The sequence below is a fragment of the Sphingomonas hankookensis genome (assembly GCF_022664465.1).
GTDB lineage: Bacteria > Pseudomonadota > Alphaproteobacteria > Sphingomonadales > Sphingomonadaceae > Sphingomonas > Sphingomonas hankookensis.
Genome location: NZ_JAKREV010000002.1, coordinates 744,394 through 760,572, shown reverse-complemented (window position 1 = coordinate 760,572; position 16,179 = coordinate 744,394). Strand labels below are relative to the sequence as shown.

Genomic DNA, 16,179 nt, shown 5'->3' with positions numbered 1-16,179 from the left:
GTTGGCTTGTCCGGAACGAAGCGCACCGGGGGTGGCGAACCCCGACTGCACCGCTTATGACCGGCCCCATGACAGCCCGGATCATCGACGGAAAAGCCTTTGCCGCGACGCTGCGCGCGAAGGTCGCCACCCATGCCGCCACCTTTGCGGCCTCGACAGGCCGCCCCGCCGGCCTCGCGGTCGTGCTGGTCGGCGAGGATGCGGCGTCGGCCGTCTATGTCCGTTCGAAGGGCAAGGCGACGCGCGAAGCGGGCATGGCCAGCTTCGAACACCGCCTGCCGGCCGATGTGTCGCAGGGCGAACTGATCGCACTGGTCGAGCAACTGAACGCCGATCCGGCGGTCGACGGCATTCTCGTCCAGCTCCCGCTGCCCCGCCACCTCGACAGCGACGCCGTGCTGCTGACGATCGACCCGGACAAGGATGTCGACGGCTTCCACCCGGTCAATGCCGGGCGGCTGGCGACCGGCCTGCCGGGAATGGTGCCGTGCACCCCCTATGGCTGCCTGTTGCTGCTCCGCGACGTGCTGGGCGACCTGTCGGGCAAGGACGCGGTCGTCGTCGGCCGGTCGAACATCGTCGGCAAGCCGATGTCGGCGCTGCTGACCGCCGAGAGCTGCACCGTCACCATCGCCCATTCGCGCACCCATGATCTGCCGGGCCATGTCAGCCGTGCCGATATCGTCGTCGCGGCGGTCGGGCGCGCCAATTTCGTACAGGGCGACTGGCTGAAGCCGGGCGCGACGGTGATCGATGTCGGCATCAACCGCACCGACGCCGGCCTCGTCGGCGATGTCGACTTCGCCTCCGCATCGCAGGTCGCCGGGGCGATCACCCCGGTGCCGGGCGGGGTCGGGCCGATGACCATCGCCTGCCTGCTGCGCAACACGCTGGTCGCCGCGCACCGTCGCGCCGGCATCGCGTTCGACGACAGCGCGCTATGATCGAGCTGTTCGTCTCGTCGCTCATCACCTTCTTCGTGGTGATCGATCCGCCGGGCTGCGCGCCGATCTATGCCGGCCTCACCACCGGCGCGTCCGACGTACAGCGCCGGTCGATGGCGATCCGTGCGGTCGGCATCGCCACCGCGATCCTGCTCGTGTTCGCGCTGTTCGGGCAGGCGCTGTTGAAGGCACTGGGCATCAGCCTCGACAGCTTTCGCATCGCCGGCGGCATCATGCTGTTCCTGATTGCGCTGGAAATGGTGTTCGAAAAGCGGACCCAGCGCCGCGAGGACCGTGCGCAGAAGATCATCGAGACGCCGGAAGTCGAGGACGTGTCGACCTTCCCGATGGCGATGCCGATGATCGCCGGGCCGGGATCGATCGCATCGGTCATGCTGTTGATGAGTCAGGTCGGCGACTGGACCCACCGGGCGGTGGTGTTGGGCGCGCTCGGCAGCATCCTGCTAATGACGCTGCTCGCGCTGCTGGCGGCCGGGCCGATCATGCGCCTGCTGGGCGCGCGGATCGAGGCGGTCATCACCCGGCTGCTGGGCGTGCTGCTTGCCGCGCTCGCCGCGCAATTCGTCATCGACGGGCTGCGCGCGAGTTTCCTGTAGCAACCAATCGCTTCGCCAGCGTTTCAAACTGTTGCTTATTCGTTACACCCGATACGAAAGTTGTAACGAATACGAGGATGCGTATTTACAGCGATCGAAAGATAGCCCGATAGTTGGGCCGTGAACCGAGCCTTTCAGGGAGGGCGAGGGGACAGGCCAAAAGCCTGAAAAGGCACGAAACAAGGGCTCCTACGAATGATTTCCACCATGATGCGCGCATCGTTGCGCCACGGCACCGCCTTGTCGGCGGTCGCCGCTGCCGGCCTGCTTGCGGTCCCGGCATTTGCCCAGGACGTCGCTCCCGCGGGCGCCACCGCGCCTGTGCCGCAGACGCCGGAAGCCGACACGACGCAGGACATCGTCGTCACCGGTTCGATCCTGCGCGGCGCCGACAGCGGCATCTCGCCGGTCACCACGCTGACCGCCGAAAACCTCGACGCGCGCGGCATCAACACGGTGCAGGACGCGATCCAGCTGCTGTCGTCGAACAACGGCCCGGCGCTGACCAACTCGTTCACCGCCAACGGCGCGTTCGCCGGCGGTGCATCGGCGGTCTCGCTGCGCGGCCTGTCGACCAGCTCGACGCTGGTGCTGTTCGACGGCCTGCGCGCCGCCTATTACCCGCTCGCCGACGACGGTTCGCGTAACTTCGTCGACCTGAACACCATCCCCGACGACATCGTCGACCGCGTCGAAGTGCTGCGTGACGGCGCTTCGTCGAGCTACGGCGCCGACGCGATCGCGGGCGTGGTCAACATCATCACGAAGCGCGCGTTCAACGGCGTGTCGGGCCGCGTCGAAGCCGGTATTTCGGAAGACGGCGTTGCCGCGAACCAGCGCATCACGCTGACCGCCGGCACCGGCGATCTCGATGAAAAGGGCTACAACGCCTATATCAGCGGCTTCTACTTCCGCAGCGAAGGCGTGAAGAACCGCGACCTGCCCGGCATCTTCGCCACCGACGACCAGCGCAGCATCGGCGGCCCGAACGGCGTGTTCAACGGCCTCGACGCCAATGGCAACCTCGCCGGTTTTTCGGTCGGCAGCACCTTCTACGTCCGTCCGGGCACCACCGGTCGCTACCAGATCCTGAACGCCGCCAATGGCTGCTATGCCGGCCCGTCGATCACGCCCAGCGCCGCCAGCCTCGCTGCCAGCGCGACGCTGCCGACCAGCAACGTCTGCCAGGAAGATTTCACCTACAACTACGGCAACGTGACGCCGGATATCGAGCGCTTCGGCGGCTCGGCACGCGTCACCGCCAAGGTCGGCGATTCGTCGGAAGCGTTCCTGTCGGTCAACTTCCAGCAGACCCGTTCCAGCTATTACGGCTCGACCGGCACGATCCGCGGCAATGCGCCGACCGGCATCCTGTTCCCGCAGTTCTCGACCTCGTCGGGCGCGGCGACCTTCGCGCCGGGTTCGGCGATCCTGACGCTGCCGGTCTTTGTTTGCGCCGCGCGCGTGAACTGCACCGCGGCCAATGGCCGTCTGAACCCGAACAACCCGTTCGCCGCCGCCGGCCAGACCGCGCAGATCCTCGGCCGCAACCAGGAACTGACGTATAACGAGACGCGCAGCCGCGTATATCGTGCCGCGTTCGGCCTGTCGGGCACGATCTTCGACGATATCGACTACAACTTCAACGCGACGGCGATGCACACCGACCTGCGTCGTACGCAGGATGGCTATGTCTATATCCAGAACCTGCTGAACGTCATCGCCGACGGTTCGTACAACTTCGTCAACCCGAGCCAGAACAGCCAGGCGGTGCGCGATTACGTCACGCCGGTGAACATCACCGACGCATCGTCGGACCTGTACCAGGCGCAGGTGACCTTCACCAAGTCGCTGTTCGAACTGCCCGGCGGTCCGCTGCAGCTCGGCGTTGGCGGGTCGATCTTCTACGAAGCGGTCGACGCGCCCAGCGCCAACCCGGACACCAACGGTCCGTCGCAGCGTTACTTCACGATCAATGCGTTCGGTACCGAGGGCAATCGTACCGTCAGCTCGGCCTTCGGTGAAATCCAGGCGCCGATCTTCGACATGCTCGACGTCAACCTGTCGGGTCGTTACGACCATTACTCGAGCGGTCAGAGCAACTTCTCGCCGAAGGCAGGCGCCCGGTTCAAGCCGTTCCGCCAGCTGACGATCCGCGGTACCTGGTCGCGCGGTTTCCGTATCCCGAGCTTCGCGGAAGCCAACGCGCTGCCGACGACGGGCTATGTCAGCCAGTCGATCACCAACGTGCCGGCCAGCTTCCGTGCGCAGTACGGCGCGGCCTGCGCCGACAATGCGACGGCGGCAACCGCCTGCCCGACCTATCTGACCGCCTATTCGATCGGGTCGACCACGCTCGCCTCGCCGAACCTGCAGCCGGAAAAGTCGCGCAGCTTCACTGCGGGCATCCAGTTCACGCCGATCTCGAACTTCACGTTCACGGTCGATTACTTCAACATCAAGAAGACCGGCGCGATCACCTCGCCGTCGAACGCCGCCGCGATCGCCGCCTATTATGCAGGTCAGCCGATCCCGGCCGGGTTCAACGTCATTCCGGACGCCCCGGACGTCAACTTGCCCAACGGTCGCCCGCGCATCGGCTTCGTCGAATCGCAGCTGATCAACTCGGACACGATCTTCTCGGAAGGTCTCGATTTCGGTCTGACCGGGCGCGTCGACTTCGGCGGCTTCCAGTGGCGGACCGCGGCGAATGCCAGCCTGCTGCTCGAACTCAGCACGACCTTCCCGGACGGCACGAAGGAAACCTATGTCGACACGCTCGGCAACTTCAACCTGACGGCGGGCAACGGCACGTTCAAGTGGCGCGGCAACTGGTCGAACACCTTCTCGTTCGACCGCGTCGACGTGACCGGTACCGTCAACTATGTCTCGGGCTACGACCTGTCGGCGCAGGACCAGGGCGGCGACTATCGCGACTGCTCGCTCAACCCGGGCTATGTCGACTGCCGCGTGAAGAGCTACATCACGGCCGACATGAACGTCAGCTTCAACGTGAACGACAAGGTCACGTTCTACGTCAACGCGTTGAACATCTTCGACCGGCTTCCGCCGCTCGACGTCGTCACCTACGGCGCGCACCTCTACAACCCGGTGCAGGGCGGCAACGGCATCTTCGGCCGCAGCTTCCGCGCCGGTGCGAAATTCGGCTTCTAGTCGCACTACCAGCGCAAGCCTTTGCGGGCCGCTTCCCAACCGGGAAGCGGCCCTTTTTTGTCTGCGTCCAGGCAACAATCGCGGAACAGGCGATGGTCGTACGAGGTGTCGCGACAAAGCTGCACGGTCGGCGGCACGGCAGCCATCCATCGGCGAAATTTCGTCCTAACAGACGCAATTATAAGGCGTTTTCAATGCTAAGTCATGCCGTTAAAATACAATGATACTTCTATAGTCCGATAATAACATTATGATCTGATTGATATATTACGAATGTATTCAGCAATATCTTGTAATAAATCGGCATTAATCTAATGCGATAACTACTGTAACTAAAATATCACGAACGTTTCGTTTTTGGCCAACCCGGCGTTGGTATGGTTGCTAACGAAGTTTTCTGACCGTTATTCATGCGATGCTACGCTGATATTGCAGCGTGTCCGAATAACAGGGGCAACCATGAAGCAAACCGTCCGTACCGCCTTGCTCGCATCCACACTGCTCATGGGAGTGGCGACGCCTGCGCTGGCCCAGGTCGCTGGGGGTCCACAGGACCCGACCAGTGCGGCGACTGATGAACCGGCCGAAGAGGGCCAGGTCATCGTCGTCACCGGCTCGCGCATTGCGTCGCCGAACATCACGTCGGTTGCGCCGATCCAGTCGACGACCGTCGAACAGATTACCGATTCGGGCCTCACCAACATCCAGGAACTGTTGCTCGAGAATCCCGCGTTTGGCGCGCCGACCTTGTCGCGGACAAACACCGCGTTTCTGACGTCGGGCACGGGCGTCGCATCGGTTGACCTGCGTAACCTCGGCACCGCCCGTACCCTGGTATTGATCAACGGCCGCCGTGTCGTGTCGGGCGTTCCAGGTTCGGCGACGGTCGACCTCAACATCGTTCCGCAGGCATTCATCCAGCAAATCGACACGCTGACTGGCGGTTCGTCGTCGCTGTACGGTTCGGACGCCGTCGCCGGCGTCGTGAACATCATCTATAAGGACAACTTCGAGGGCGTCGAAGCCAACGCCCAGTATGGCATCACCCAGCGCGGTGACTCACCGAACTATCAGGCGAATATTACCGCTGGCGGCAATTTCGCCGACGACCGCGGCAACATGATGATCCACTTCGGTTATTCGAACGAAGGTCAGTTGCTATCGCGCGAGCGGCGGAACACCCAGGTCGACGACATCGACACCTTTTGGGGCGTGACCGGCGATCCGAAGGACTTCGGCACTCCGTTCCAGCCGGCGCTGTCGGGCTTTGCGCCGCAGGGGCGGTTCACTGCCGGTGGCCGCAACTTTACTTACAGCCCGTCGGGTGTGCTGCAGGAAGGGTTCGCGTCGGCGGTCAACGGCTTCAATCGTCAGAACTTCCGTACGATCGCGGTGCCAGTCGAGCGCTATCTGTTCGCGGCGCGCGGCCGTTACGACCTCACCGATAACGTCCGACTGATCACCGAAGGCACGTACAACAGCACCCGCGCCTCGCGTCAGATCGAGGCTTTCCCGCTTGCGTCGAACGGTTCCAACGGCATCTTCCCGGGCGTTGGCGGCGCGGTTCCACTTCAGACCAACGTGAACGGTGTGCTGGTTCGCAACCCGTTCGTGCCGGACGCAATCTTCAATGCGGCAACTGACACCAATGGCGATGGGATCCGCGACATCCAGTTCGCGCGCCGCATCAGCGAGTTCGGACCCCGTAGCGGCAGCACCACCCGCGACTTCTACCGCTTCGTGGTCGGCCTCGAAGGCAAGGTCTTCAATGACTTCCGCTGGGACGTCAGCTACAACTTCGGTCGCACGAGCGAAACGCAGCAGTCGAACGGCCAGGTCAACGTCCTGAACTTCCGCAACGCGCTCAGTGCGGTCAGGGACTCGACCGGAGCAATCGTCTGCGCCGACGCGAACGCGCGGGCGCAAGGCTGCGTGCCGATCAACATCTATGGCGCCGGAAGCATTTCCCCTGCGGCCGTCCGTTACATCGCGGCTGACCAGACGCTGCAAACCCGCATTACGCAGCAGCAGGTGCAGGCTAACTTGTCGGGTACGCTAGTCGATCTTCCTGCGGGTGGCTTGGGCGTCGCCGTCGGTGCCGAATATCGTCGCGAAAGCAGCAACGAGAACAACGACGCGCTGACAAATGCCGGCCTGAACGCGGGCAACGCTCTGCCCGACACGTTCGGCGCGTTTGACGTCAAGGAAGTGTACGGCGAAGTCAACGTTCCGCTGCTTGCCGACACGACGCTGTTCCAGCAACTGAGCCTGCGCGCTGCTGGTCGTATTTCTGACTATTCGACGGTCGGAACGATTTACACTTGGAACGTCGGCGGTGACTGGGCTCCGTTTAATGGTCTGCGTCTGCGTAGCACCTACGCCCGCTCGGTGCGTGCGCCGAACATCGGCGAGCTGTTCCAGGGGCCGGCACAGACCTTCCCCCCTGGCATCATCGATCCGTGCATTGGCGTGACGGCGACGACGGCGGGTGCGCTGGCGGCCAATTGTCGTGCAGCCCCGGGTGTTGCGGCCAATATTGCCGCCAACGGCCGCTTCGTGGCGACACAGCTCGACACGCAGGGCATCAGCGGCTTCAACAGCGGCAATCCGAACCTACGTGAAGAAGATTCGAAGTCGTTCACGGCAGGTGCCGTGCTGACGGCGGGTGAATTCGGCGCCGGTGGCCTGTTCTCGCGTCTCACCCTGTCGGTCGATTATTTCAATATCAAGATCGACAACACCATTACGGCCGCTCCTCGCGCTTTCACGCTCAGCCAGTGTTACGAGCAGGGCAATGCGGCGTCGTGTGCGCTGATCACGCGTCGTCCGACGGCAACGGCGAACGAAAGCGCCGGCTCGATCGAGTTCATCAACGCGCCCGGGATCAATGGTGGCGCATTGCTCACGGACGGCATTGACACGGTCCTGAGCTGGAACGCTCCGGTCAGCTTCGTCGGCGGTGGTACCATCGGCGCGCGTGCCAGCTACACCCATGTGTTCCGTGGCTATCAGATTCCGTTGCCCGGTGCTGCCCGCGACAACTTCGCTGGAGAAATCGGTGGGGCGAAGGACCGGTTCACGGCGTCGGCGTTCCTCTCAAACGACGACTTCCGCCTGAACTTCACCGGAACATTCATCGGCAAGTCGTACGAGGACGATCTGTCGCTGGCGGGCTATGATGTTGGTCGGTTCGACGTGTCGGTTCCGTCGCGCTTCTATCTCGACTCGCAGCTGACGATCCGCTCCGGTCGCGCGTTCGAGTTCTATGTTGGTGCCGACAACCTGCTCGACACGCGCGCTCCGAACATTCTGTCGGGGTCGCCGAACAACGTGACCGGCACGGACACCGCTGCGGGCGTCTATGACGTGTTCGGTCGTCGTTTCTACACGGGTGCGCGCCTGCGCTTCTAATTGCAGTGTACGCTTAAACAGAGGCAGGGCGGGTTCTCACGAACCCGCCCCGTTTCGTTGTTGTAAGAAGCGATTACCCGACGCTCAACTCCAGCCGCCCGTCGCCCTCATCGACCCGCACCGTCGATCCGTCGCGGACCTCCCCGCGCAGGATCAGGTCGGCGAGCGGGTCCTGCAGGTACCGCTGCACCGCGCGCTTCAACGGCCGCGCGCCGTACACCGGATCGTATCCGACCCGCCCCAGCCACGCCCGCGCGGCGTCGGTCATCTCGACCTTCACCTTGCGATCCGCCAGCAATCGCCCGACGCGACCAACCTGGATATCGACGATCGGCGCCATGTGATCGGCGGCCAGCCGGTGGAACAGGATGATCTCGTCCAGCCGGTTGAGGAACTCCGGCCGGAAATGCGCCCGCACCACGTCCATCACCTGCGGCTCGACCTCCTCGACCGGCTGTCCGTCGGCGAGGTTGGTGAGGTATTGCGAGCCGAGGTTCGACGTCAGGATGATGATCGTGTTCGAGAAATCGACCGTGCGCCCCTGTCCGTCGGTCAGCCGCCCGTCGTCGAGCACCTGCAACAGGATGTTGAACACATCGCCATGCGCCTTCTCCACCTCGTCGAACAGTACGACCTGATAGGGCCGGCGCCGCACCGCTTCGGTCAGCACGCCGCCTTCCTCATAGCCGACATAGCCGGGAGGCGCGCCGATCAGCCGCGCGACCGCGTGCTTTTCCATGAACTCGCTCATGTCGATCCGCACCATCGCGTTCGGATCGTCGAACAGGAACTCGGCCAGCGACTTGGTCAGCTCGGTCTTGCCGACGCCCGTCGGCCCAAGGAACAGGAAGCTGCCCAGCGGCCGGTTCGGGTCCTGCAGCCCCGCACGCGAACGGCGCACCGCGGTGGCGACGGCGCGCACCGCCTCCGCCTGACCGATCACCCGCTTGCCGAGCGCCGCTTCCATCGTCAGCAGCTTCTCGCGCTCACCCTCCAGCATCCGGTCGACCGGGATGCCGGTCCAGCGGCTGACGATCGACGCGATATCGTCGGCGGTCACTTCCTCGCGCAACATCGCGCCGGTCGACGCGCCCTGCGCCTCGGCCAGCTGCTTCTCCAGCGTCGGGATGGTGCCATAGGTCAGCTCGGACATCTTGGCGAGATCGCCCGACCGCTGCGCCTGTTCCAGCGCCATCCGCGCGGCGTCGATCTGCTCCTTGAGCTTCGCTTCGGACGCGATCTTGTCTCGCTCGGCCTGCCAGCGGGTGGTAAGGCCGGCCAGCACCTGCTCGGCATTGGCCAGTTCCTCCTCCAGCGTATCGAGCCGGTCGAGGCTGGCGGCATCGCTCTCGCGGCGCAGCGCCTCGCGCTCGATCTTCATGCGCAGGATGCGACGGTCGAGGCTCTCGATCTCCTCGGGCTTGCTCTCCACCTCCATGCGGATGCGGCTAGCGGCCTCGTCCATCAGGTCGATCGCCTTGTCGGGCAGGAAGCGGTCGGTGATGTAGCGGTTCGACAAGGTCGCCGCCGACACCAGCGCGCCATCGGTGATCCGCACGCCATGGTGCAGCTCGTACTTCTCTTTCAGCCCGCGAAGGATCGAGATCGTGTCCTCGACGGTCGGTTCGCCGACGAATACCGGTTGGAACCGCCGCTGGAGCGCGGGGTCCTTTTCGACATGCTTGCGATATTCGTCGAGCGTGGTCGCGCCGATGCAGTGCAACTCGCCCCGCGCCAGGGCAGGCTTGAGCAGATTGCCGGCGTCCATCGCCCCTTCGGATTTGCCCGCGCCGATCAGCGTATGCATCTCGTCGATGAACAGGATGATCTGCCCGTCGGCGCCCTTCACCTCGTCGAGCACGCCCTTCAAGCGCTCCTCGAACTCGCCGCGATATTTCGCGCCGGCGATCAGCGAGCCCATGTCGAGCGACATCAGCGCGCGATCCTTCAACCCCTCGGGCACGTCGCCATTGGCGATGCGCAGCGCGAGGCCTTCGGCGATCGCGGTCTTGCCGACGCCGGGTTCGCCGATCAGCACCGGATTGTTCTTGGTGCGCCGGGCAAGGATCTGGATCGTGCGGCGGATCTCCTCGTCGCGGCCGATCACCGGATCGAGCTTGCCGTCGCGCGCCGCCGCCGTCAGGTCGCGGGCGAATTTCTTGAGCGCGTCGTACCGATCCTCCGCCCCCGCCGTGTCCGCCGTACGCCCGCCGCGCAGCTTGTCGATCGCGGCGTTCAGCCCCTGCGGCGTCACGCCGGCGGTGGTCAGCGCCTTGCCCGCCGCGCCCGGCGCCATCGTCAGCGCCAGCAGCATCCGCTCGACGGTGACGAAGCTGTCGCCCGCCTTGGTCGCGATCTGCTCCGCCTGATCGAGCAGCCGCACGGTATCGTTGTCGAGGCCCGGTGAGGACTGTGCGCCCGAGCCCGACACCGACGGCACTTTCGCCAGTGCGGCATCGGTTTCGGCATTGGCCCGGCGCGCATCGCCTCCGGCGGCGTTGATCAGGCCGGATGCCATCCCCTGATCGTCGTCGAGCAGGGCCTTCAGGATATGTTCGGGGCTGATCCGCTGATGGTTGTTGCGGATCGCCACCGTCTGCGCGGCTTGCAGGAAACCCTTCGCGCGGTCGGTGAATTTTTCTAGGTTCATGGGATGCTCCCCTGTGATGTTGCCGGTGATATGGTGTGGTAAATGGGCAACACAAGGGTCCCCGCGCATCGAAACGTCGCGGAACGCGTTCGGGCGTGATGGGGTGGATGTTTCGAGGGCTGGTCTGGACCGGCGTGTGGGTTGTGGCAGCATCGTGCCTCGCGGTGACGATCGTCCCGCGTTTCCTCGACCGCCTCTATTATCGCGGGGTCGCGGGCGACCATTTCGACGGCGCGCGCTTCTTCAACCCCGATGGCGACGATACCAGCGCCCCGCCCGGCGGCAGCCGCCGCGGCTTCTTCTGGCGACAGGCGACCGGCAGCGACGGCCGTCCGGCATGGCCGACCCAAATACCGGTAACGCCCGCCAAGCCCGCCGAACTGCTTGGCCCGACAACCCTTCGGCCACGCGACCCCGCGCAGACGCCGATGCGTGTCACCTGGGTCGGCCATGCCAGCGTGCTGGTACAGACGCCGGGCCTCAACATCCTGACCGATCCGGTGTGGAGCGACCGCGCCGGTCCGTTCGGCTTCGGCCCGAAACGGGTAGCTGCCCCCGGCATCGCGCTGGCCGACCTGCCAAAGATCGACCTGATCCTCATCAGCCATAATCATTACGACCATCTCGACCTGTCGACGCTGAAACGCATCTGGGATCGCGACCGCCCCGCCATCGTCACCAGCCTCGGCAACGACGCCATCCTGCGCAGCGCCGGCATGACCGCGACCGCGCTCGACTGGCGACAGGCGGAGCGGGTCTGCGGCGCCACCGTCCATGTCGTGCGCAACCATCACTGGTCGAGCCGCTGGTTCGTCGACCGCAACCGCGCACTCTGGTCGGCGTTCGTCGTCGAACTGCCCGGCGGCAACCTGTTCTTCGCCGGCGACACCGGCATGGGCGACGGGGCATGGGTGCGCGAAGCCGCCGCACTCGGCCCGATCCGCCTCGCGCTGATCCCCATCGGCGCATTCCGCTTTCAGCCGGGGCAGATGGCCAGCGACGCGCATATCGGCCCGGTCGATGCGCTCGACGTGTTCCAGCGGCTGGGCGCATCGCAGGGGATGGCAATCCATTGGGGCACGTTCCGCCTGTCCTACGAAGGCTGGGCCACCCCGCCCAAGTTGCTCACCGCCGCGAAACGCTGTGCGGGGCAGGGGGACCGGCGCTTCGGCGCGGTCGCGATCGGCCGCCCGGTCGATATCGCTCCGCTGACCACCCCGCCGCCACCCGCGTTCGACCGTGACGCGATCCTGCGTTGCCTCGACACGGCGGAGGGCAACGCCTTGCGCTGACCGGCCACCCCGGCCTAATGGTTCCAACAGATACTATCCGGCAGCGACCGGACAGATGGAGAGAGACATGCTCGATTTCGCGCTCGGCGAGATGGCCGATGCCATCCGCGAGACCACGCAGCGCTTCGCGGTCGACCGCATCGCGCCGATCGCCGCCGCGGTCGATGCCGAGGATCGCTTCCCGGTCGAGCTGTGGCCCGAAATGGGCGCGCTCGGCCTGCACGGCATCACCGTCAAGGAGGAAGATGGCGGGTTGGGGCTAGGCTATCTCGAACACGTCGTCGCGTGCGAGGAAGTCGCCCGCGCTTCGGCCTCGGTCGGCCTGTCCTACGGTGCCCACTCCAACCTGTGCATCAACCAGATCGCGCGCTGGGGCAATGCCGAGCAGAAGGCGAAATACCTGCCCAAGCTCATCAGCGGCGAGCATGTCGGATCGCTCGCCATGTCGGAGGCCGGCGCCGGGTCCGACGTCGTCTCGATGAAGCTGCGTGCCGACAAGGTCGAGGGCGGCTATCGCCTGAACGGCACGAAGTTCTGGATCACCAACGCGCCCTATGCCGCGACGCTGGTCGTCTATGCCAAGACCGAGCCGACTGCCGGGTCGAAGGGGATCACCGCCTTCCTGATCGAGAAAGACTTTGCCGGCTTCTCGATCGGGCAGAAGATCGACAAGATGGGGATGCGCGGATCGCCCACCGCCGAGCTGGTGTTCGACGACTGTTTCGTGACCGCGGAGAACGTCATGGGGCCGCTCAACGGCGGTGTCGGCGTGCTGATGAGCGGCCTCGATTACGAACGCGTCGTGCTGTCGGGCATCCAGCTCGGCATCATGCAGGCCTGCCTCGACACCGTCCTGCCCTTCGTCGCCGAGCGCAAGCAATTCGGCAAGCCGATCGGCGCGTTCCAGCTGATGCAGGGCAAGATCGCCGACATGTCGGTCGCGCTGAACAGCGCGCGCGCCTACGTCTATGCGGTGGCGAAGGCATGCGACGCCGGCCGAACCACCCGCCACGATGCGGCGGGCGCGATCCTGCTGGCGTCGGAGAATGCGGTGAAGGTCGCCAACGACGCGATCCAGGCGCTGGGCGGGGCGGGCTATACGAAGGACTGGCCGGTCGAACGCTATTTCCGCGACGCGAAGCTGCTCGACATCGGTGCCGGGACCAACGAAGTTCGCCGGATGCTGATCGGCCGCGAATTGCTGGGCGAGGGGACGCGCGCACAATGACGGTGCTGCCGACGCTGATCGACCGCCACTCGGACGCTTTCGCCGCCAATGCCGCGCACAATGCCGCGCTGGCCGACGATCTGCGCGCCCGGATCGCCACCACCGCGCTGGGCGGTCCCGAGCGCAGCCGCGAACGCCATGTGTCGCGTGGGAAACTGCTGCCCCGCGATCGCATCCACCGCGTCCTCGACGCCGGATCGCCGTTTCTCGAGGTCGGCGCGTTGGCCGCCAACGGCATGTATGGCGACGAGGCGCCAGCGGCGGGTGTCATCGCCGGCGTGGGCCAAGTCCACGGCCGGCAGGTGATGATCGTCGCCAACGATCCGACGGTAAAGGGCGGCGCGTACTTCCCGATGACGGTCAAGAAGCATCTCCGCGCGCAGGAGATCGCGACCGAAAATCATCTGCCGTGCATCTATCTGGTCGACAGCGGCGGCGCGAACCTGCCGCATCAGGCGGAGGTGTTCCCCGATCGCGACCATTTCGGCCGCATCTTCTTCAACCAGGCGCAGATGTCGGCCAAGGGCATCCCCCAGATCGCCTGCGTGCTGGGCAGCTGTACCGCCGGCGGTGCGTATGTGCCGGCGATGTCGGACGAGACGGTGATCGTGCGCGGGCAGGGGACGATTTTCCTCGCCGGCCCGCCCCTCGTGAAAGCGGCGACGGGTGAAGTTATCAGCGCAGAGGAACTGGGCGGGGCCGACACCCATGGCCGCAAATCGGGCGTGGTCGATCATGTGGCGGACGACGACGAACAGGCGCTGCTGATCGTCCGCGACATCGTCGCGACTCTGCCCCCGCCGCGCCGTGCCGAAATGGCGCTGGCCGCTCCGCGCCCGCCACTCCACGATCCCGCCGACCTCGCCGGTATCGTCCCCACCGACGTCCGCGCACCGTATGACGTGCGCGAGGTGATCGGGCGACTGGTCGACGCGTCCGAATTCCACGAGTTCAAGCCGCTCTACGGCACGACGCTGGTGTGCGGCTTTGCCCGCATCTGGGGCATGCCGGTCGCGATCCTTGCCAATAACGGCGTGCTGTTCTCCGAAAGCGCGCAGAAGGGCGCGCATTTCATCGAACTCGCCTGCCAGCGCCGCACGCCGTTGCTGTTCCTCCAGAACATTTCCGGCTTCATGGTCGGCGGCAAATATGAGGCCGAGGGGATCGCCAAGCACGGTGCCAAGCTGGTGACCGCCGTCGCCACCGCACAGGTGCCCAAGATCACCGTGCTGATCGGCGGCAGCTTCGGCGCGGGCAATTACGGCATGTGCGGCCGCGCCTATTCCCCGCGCTTCCTGTTCACCTGGCCCAACAGCCGTATCTCGGTAATGGGCGGCGAACAGGCGGCCAGTGTGCTGGCAACCGTCCACCGCGACGCCGACAGCTGGACGCCGGAGGAGGCCGAGGCGTTCAAGGCCCCGGTCCGCGAACGCTATGAGGCGGAAGGCAGCCCCTATTACGCCACCGCCCGGCTGTGGGACGACGGCATCCTGCTGCCAGAACAGACCCGGGATGCGCTGGGGCTGGCGCTGTCGGCGACGCTCAACGCGCCGATCGCCGACCGGGCGCAGTTCGGTATCTTCCGGATGTGATGGCGCTGTTCCCGCGCGCCCTACCGTATCCCCGCGCAGGCGGAGATCCAGAGCCAAGCAGGCTGACGTTGGTTGCTGGCAACCCTGGACCCCCGCCTGCGCGGGGGTACGTGGAGGCATGGGGCAGCGGGTCGCCCCACGCCTTGGACGTACTCCGGCGAAGGCCGGGGCCGAGTTGGGCAACGCCGCCGTATAACCGCACCTCCTCCGCAACTGGACCCCGGCCTTCGCCGGGGTACGAGGATGTTCGGAAAGGGTACGGCAGGTGACCACCATCTCCGGTCTCCCCCCGATCCGCCCACCCGGCCCGCAGGACCCCGCGCTCACTCCGGGCAAGACCGCAGCGCCACCCGCGCCCGCGACACCCACCCCCAACACAGCGCTCGGCATCGACACCGTCGCCTATGACGCGATCGTGGCGATGGTCACTCGCGCCATCGCCAGCCTGCCGCCGGGCGTGGCGCTGTCCAGCTTCATCGCCACCGTCGCCCGCGTGACGGCGGAGGTCGAGGCGCAGATCGCTGCCCGTCCTCCCGCGGGGCCGGCACCGGACGGCGCACCCGCCGGCACCCCCGCCGCGACCGCCACCCTGTCGGAAGCGATCGCCCAGCGCCTCGCCGCCACCATCGCCGCCGACCCGGCCGCCGCCCGCGCCGCCATTGCCGACCCGCTGCAACCGCTACCCACCACCCCGGCCGACGTCAGCGCACGCGACCTCGCGCTCGCCGCCGCAGCGATGCTCGGCGGCCGCATCGATCCCGACCGTCCGACCCCGACCTCACACCCCCTCGCGACCGATCCCGACCGCGATCCGACTCTTACGGAACAGCCCATGCGCGACCGCCTCTACCTGCTCGACCCGCAGTTCGACGACCCGGCCTATCCCGGCCGCAGCTTCTATTGTCGCGACTGCATCACCCTCGACGGCCTGCTCGCGCGCTTTCCCGACAAGGCATCGATGCTGGAGGTCGTCCGCATCCCCTATCCCCGCCCGCGCGACGCCGTTATCGCGGCGGTGGGGGAGGCGCACCAGAACCTGCCGCTGCTGGTCCTCGCGCCCGGCGCCGACCCGGCGCTGGCGGACGGTCGGCACGACGGCACCTATTTCGTCAGCGATCTGAAAGCGTTGCTACACGCGCTCCATATCCGCCACGGCTTTCCGGAGGCCCATCCATGACCCTTTCCTACAGCCCCCGGTCCGTGTCAGACCGTCGTTCGGAGGTTCCCGCCAGCGCCCCGGGGCACGCAGGCGCCGAACTGCGCACGAGTGT

9 protein-coding genes are annotated in these 16,179 nt (G+C 65.8%); 8 read left to right on the top strand and 1 reads right to left on the bottom strand.

The annotated features are described in order from the left end of the window. Positions 1-68 precede the first annotated feature (68 nt). The 4 genes from folD to MF610_RS09025 all read left to right on the top strand — a co-directional run bounded on the left by folD (position 69) and on the right by MF610_RS09025 (position 8,146). Complete coding sequence (gene folD, locus MF610_RS09040) at positions 69-944, top strand: bifunctional methylenetetrahydrofolate dehydrogenase/methenyltetrahydrofolate cyclohydrolase FolD (RefSeq protein WP_242195108.1); 876 nt, start codon at positions 69-71, stop codon at positions 942-944. Continuing rightward, on the top strand, positions 941-1,561 hold the full coding sequence (locus tag MF610_RS09035; protein ID WP_242195106.1) for a MarC family protein: 621 nt from the start codon (positions 941-943) through the stop codon (positions 1,559-1,561). Before folD ends, MF610_RS09035 begins: the two co-directional genes overlap by 4 nt. Positions 1,562-1,756: 195 nt before the next feature. Continuing rightward, a complete protein-coding gene (locus MF610_RS09030; protein WP_242195104.1) occupies positions 1,757-4,735 on the top strand; it encodes a TonB-dependent receptor domain-containing protein in 2,979 nt (992 codons plus the stop codon). Positions 4,736-5,194: 459 nt separating this feature from the next. After that, positions 5,195-8,146: a TonB-dependent receptor domain-containing protein gene (locus tag MF610_RS09025; protein WP_242195102.1), complete on the top strand. Its 2,952-nt coding sequence runs from the start codon at positions 5,195-5,197 to the stop codon at positions 8,144-8,146. Positions 8,147-8,219: 73 nt separating this feature from the next. On the opposite strand, the gene clpB is transcribed toward MF610_RS09025, so the two are convergent. Beyond that, the gene (gene clpB / locus MF610_RS09020; protein ID WP_242195101.1) at positions 8,220-10,796 is read right to left on the bottom strand and encodes an ATP-dependent chaperone ClpB; all 2,577 of its coding nucleotides are present in this window, start codon (positions 10,794-10,796) and stop codon (positions 8,220-8,222) included. A 98-nt stretch (positions 10,797-10,894) separates the two neighbouring features. Here clpB and MF610_RS09015 point away from each other — a divergent pair, with 98 nt between their 5' ends. From MF610_RS09015 to MF610_RS19155, 4 genes are all read left to right on the top strand, one after another. After that, complete coding sequence (locus MF610_RS09015; RefSeq protein WP_242195341.1) at positions 10,895-12,088, top strand: MBL fold metallo-hydrolase; 1,194 nt, start codon at positions 10,895-10,897, stop codon at positions 12,086-12,088. 67 nt (positions 12,089-12,155) lie between these two features. Beyond that, positions 12,156-13,316 carry an acyl-CoA dehydrogenase family protein gene (locus tag MF610_RS09010; protein ID WP_242195099.1) on the top strand — a complete coding sequence of 387 codons (1,161 nt, stop codon included), beginning with the start codon at positions 12,156-12,158 and terminating at the stop codon, positions 13,314-13,316. After that, positions 13,313-14,908 (top strand): carboxyl transferase domain-containing protein, encoded by a 1,596-nt coding sequence (locus MF610_RS09005; protein WP_242195097.1) that lies wholly within the window; start codon positions 13,313-13,315, stop codon positions 14,906-14,908. Before MF610_RS09010 ends, MF610_RS09005 begins: the two co-directional genes overlap by 4 nt. Before the next feature lie 265 nt (positions 14,909-15,173). Next, positions 15,174-16,085, top strand: a complete 912-nt coding sequence (locus MF610_RS19155; RefSeq protein ID WP_242195095.1) for a DUF3088 domain-containing protein — start codon at positions 15,174-15,176, stop codon at positions 16,083-16,085. The last annotated feature ends 94 nt before the right edge of the window (positions 16,086-16,179 follow it).

Excerpts from the sequence above, each read along its gene's own strand:
- MF610_RS09030 (WP_242195104.1), top strand. The coding sequence starts at position 1,757 with ATGATTTCCACCATGATGCGCGCATCGTTGCGCCACGGCACCGCCTTG.
- MF610_RS09035 (WP_242195106.1), top strand. The coding sequence starts at position 941 with ATGATCGAGCTGTTCGTCTCGTCGCTCATCACCTTCTTCGTGGTGATC.
- MF610_RS09010 (WP_242195099.1), top strand. The coding sequence starts at position 12,156 with ATGCTCGATTTCGCGCTCGGCGAGATGGCCGATGCCATCCGCGAGACC.
- MF610_RS09005 (WP_242195097.1), top strand. The coding sequence starts at position 13,313 with ATGACGGTGCTGCCGACGCTGATCGACCGCCACTCGGACGCTTTCGCC.
- clpB (WP_242195101.1), bottom strand. The coding sequence starts at position 10,796 with ATGAACCTAGAAAAATTCACCGACCGCGCGAAGGGTTTCCTGCAAGCC.
- MF610_RS09015 (WP_242195341.1), top strand. The coding sequence starts at position 10,895 with ATGGGGTGGATGTTTCGAGGGCTGGTCTGGACCGGCGTGTGGGTTGTG.
- MF610_RS09025 (WP_242195102.1), top strand. The coding sequence starts at position 5,195 with ATGAAGCAAACCGTCCGTACCGCCTTGCTCGCATCCACACTGCTCATG.
- folD (WP_242195108.1), top strand. The coding sequence starts at position 69 with ATGACAGCCCGGATCATCGACGGAAAAGCCTTTGCCGCGACGCTGCGC.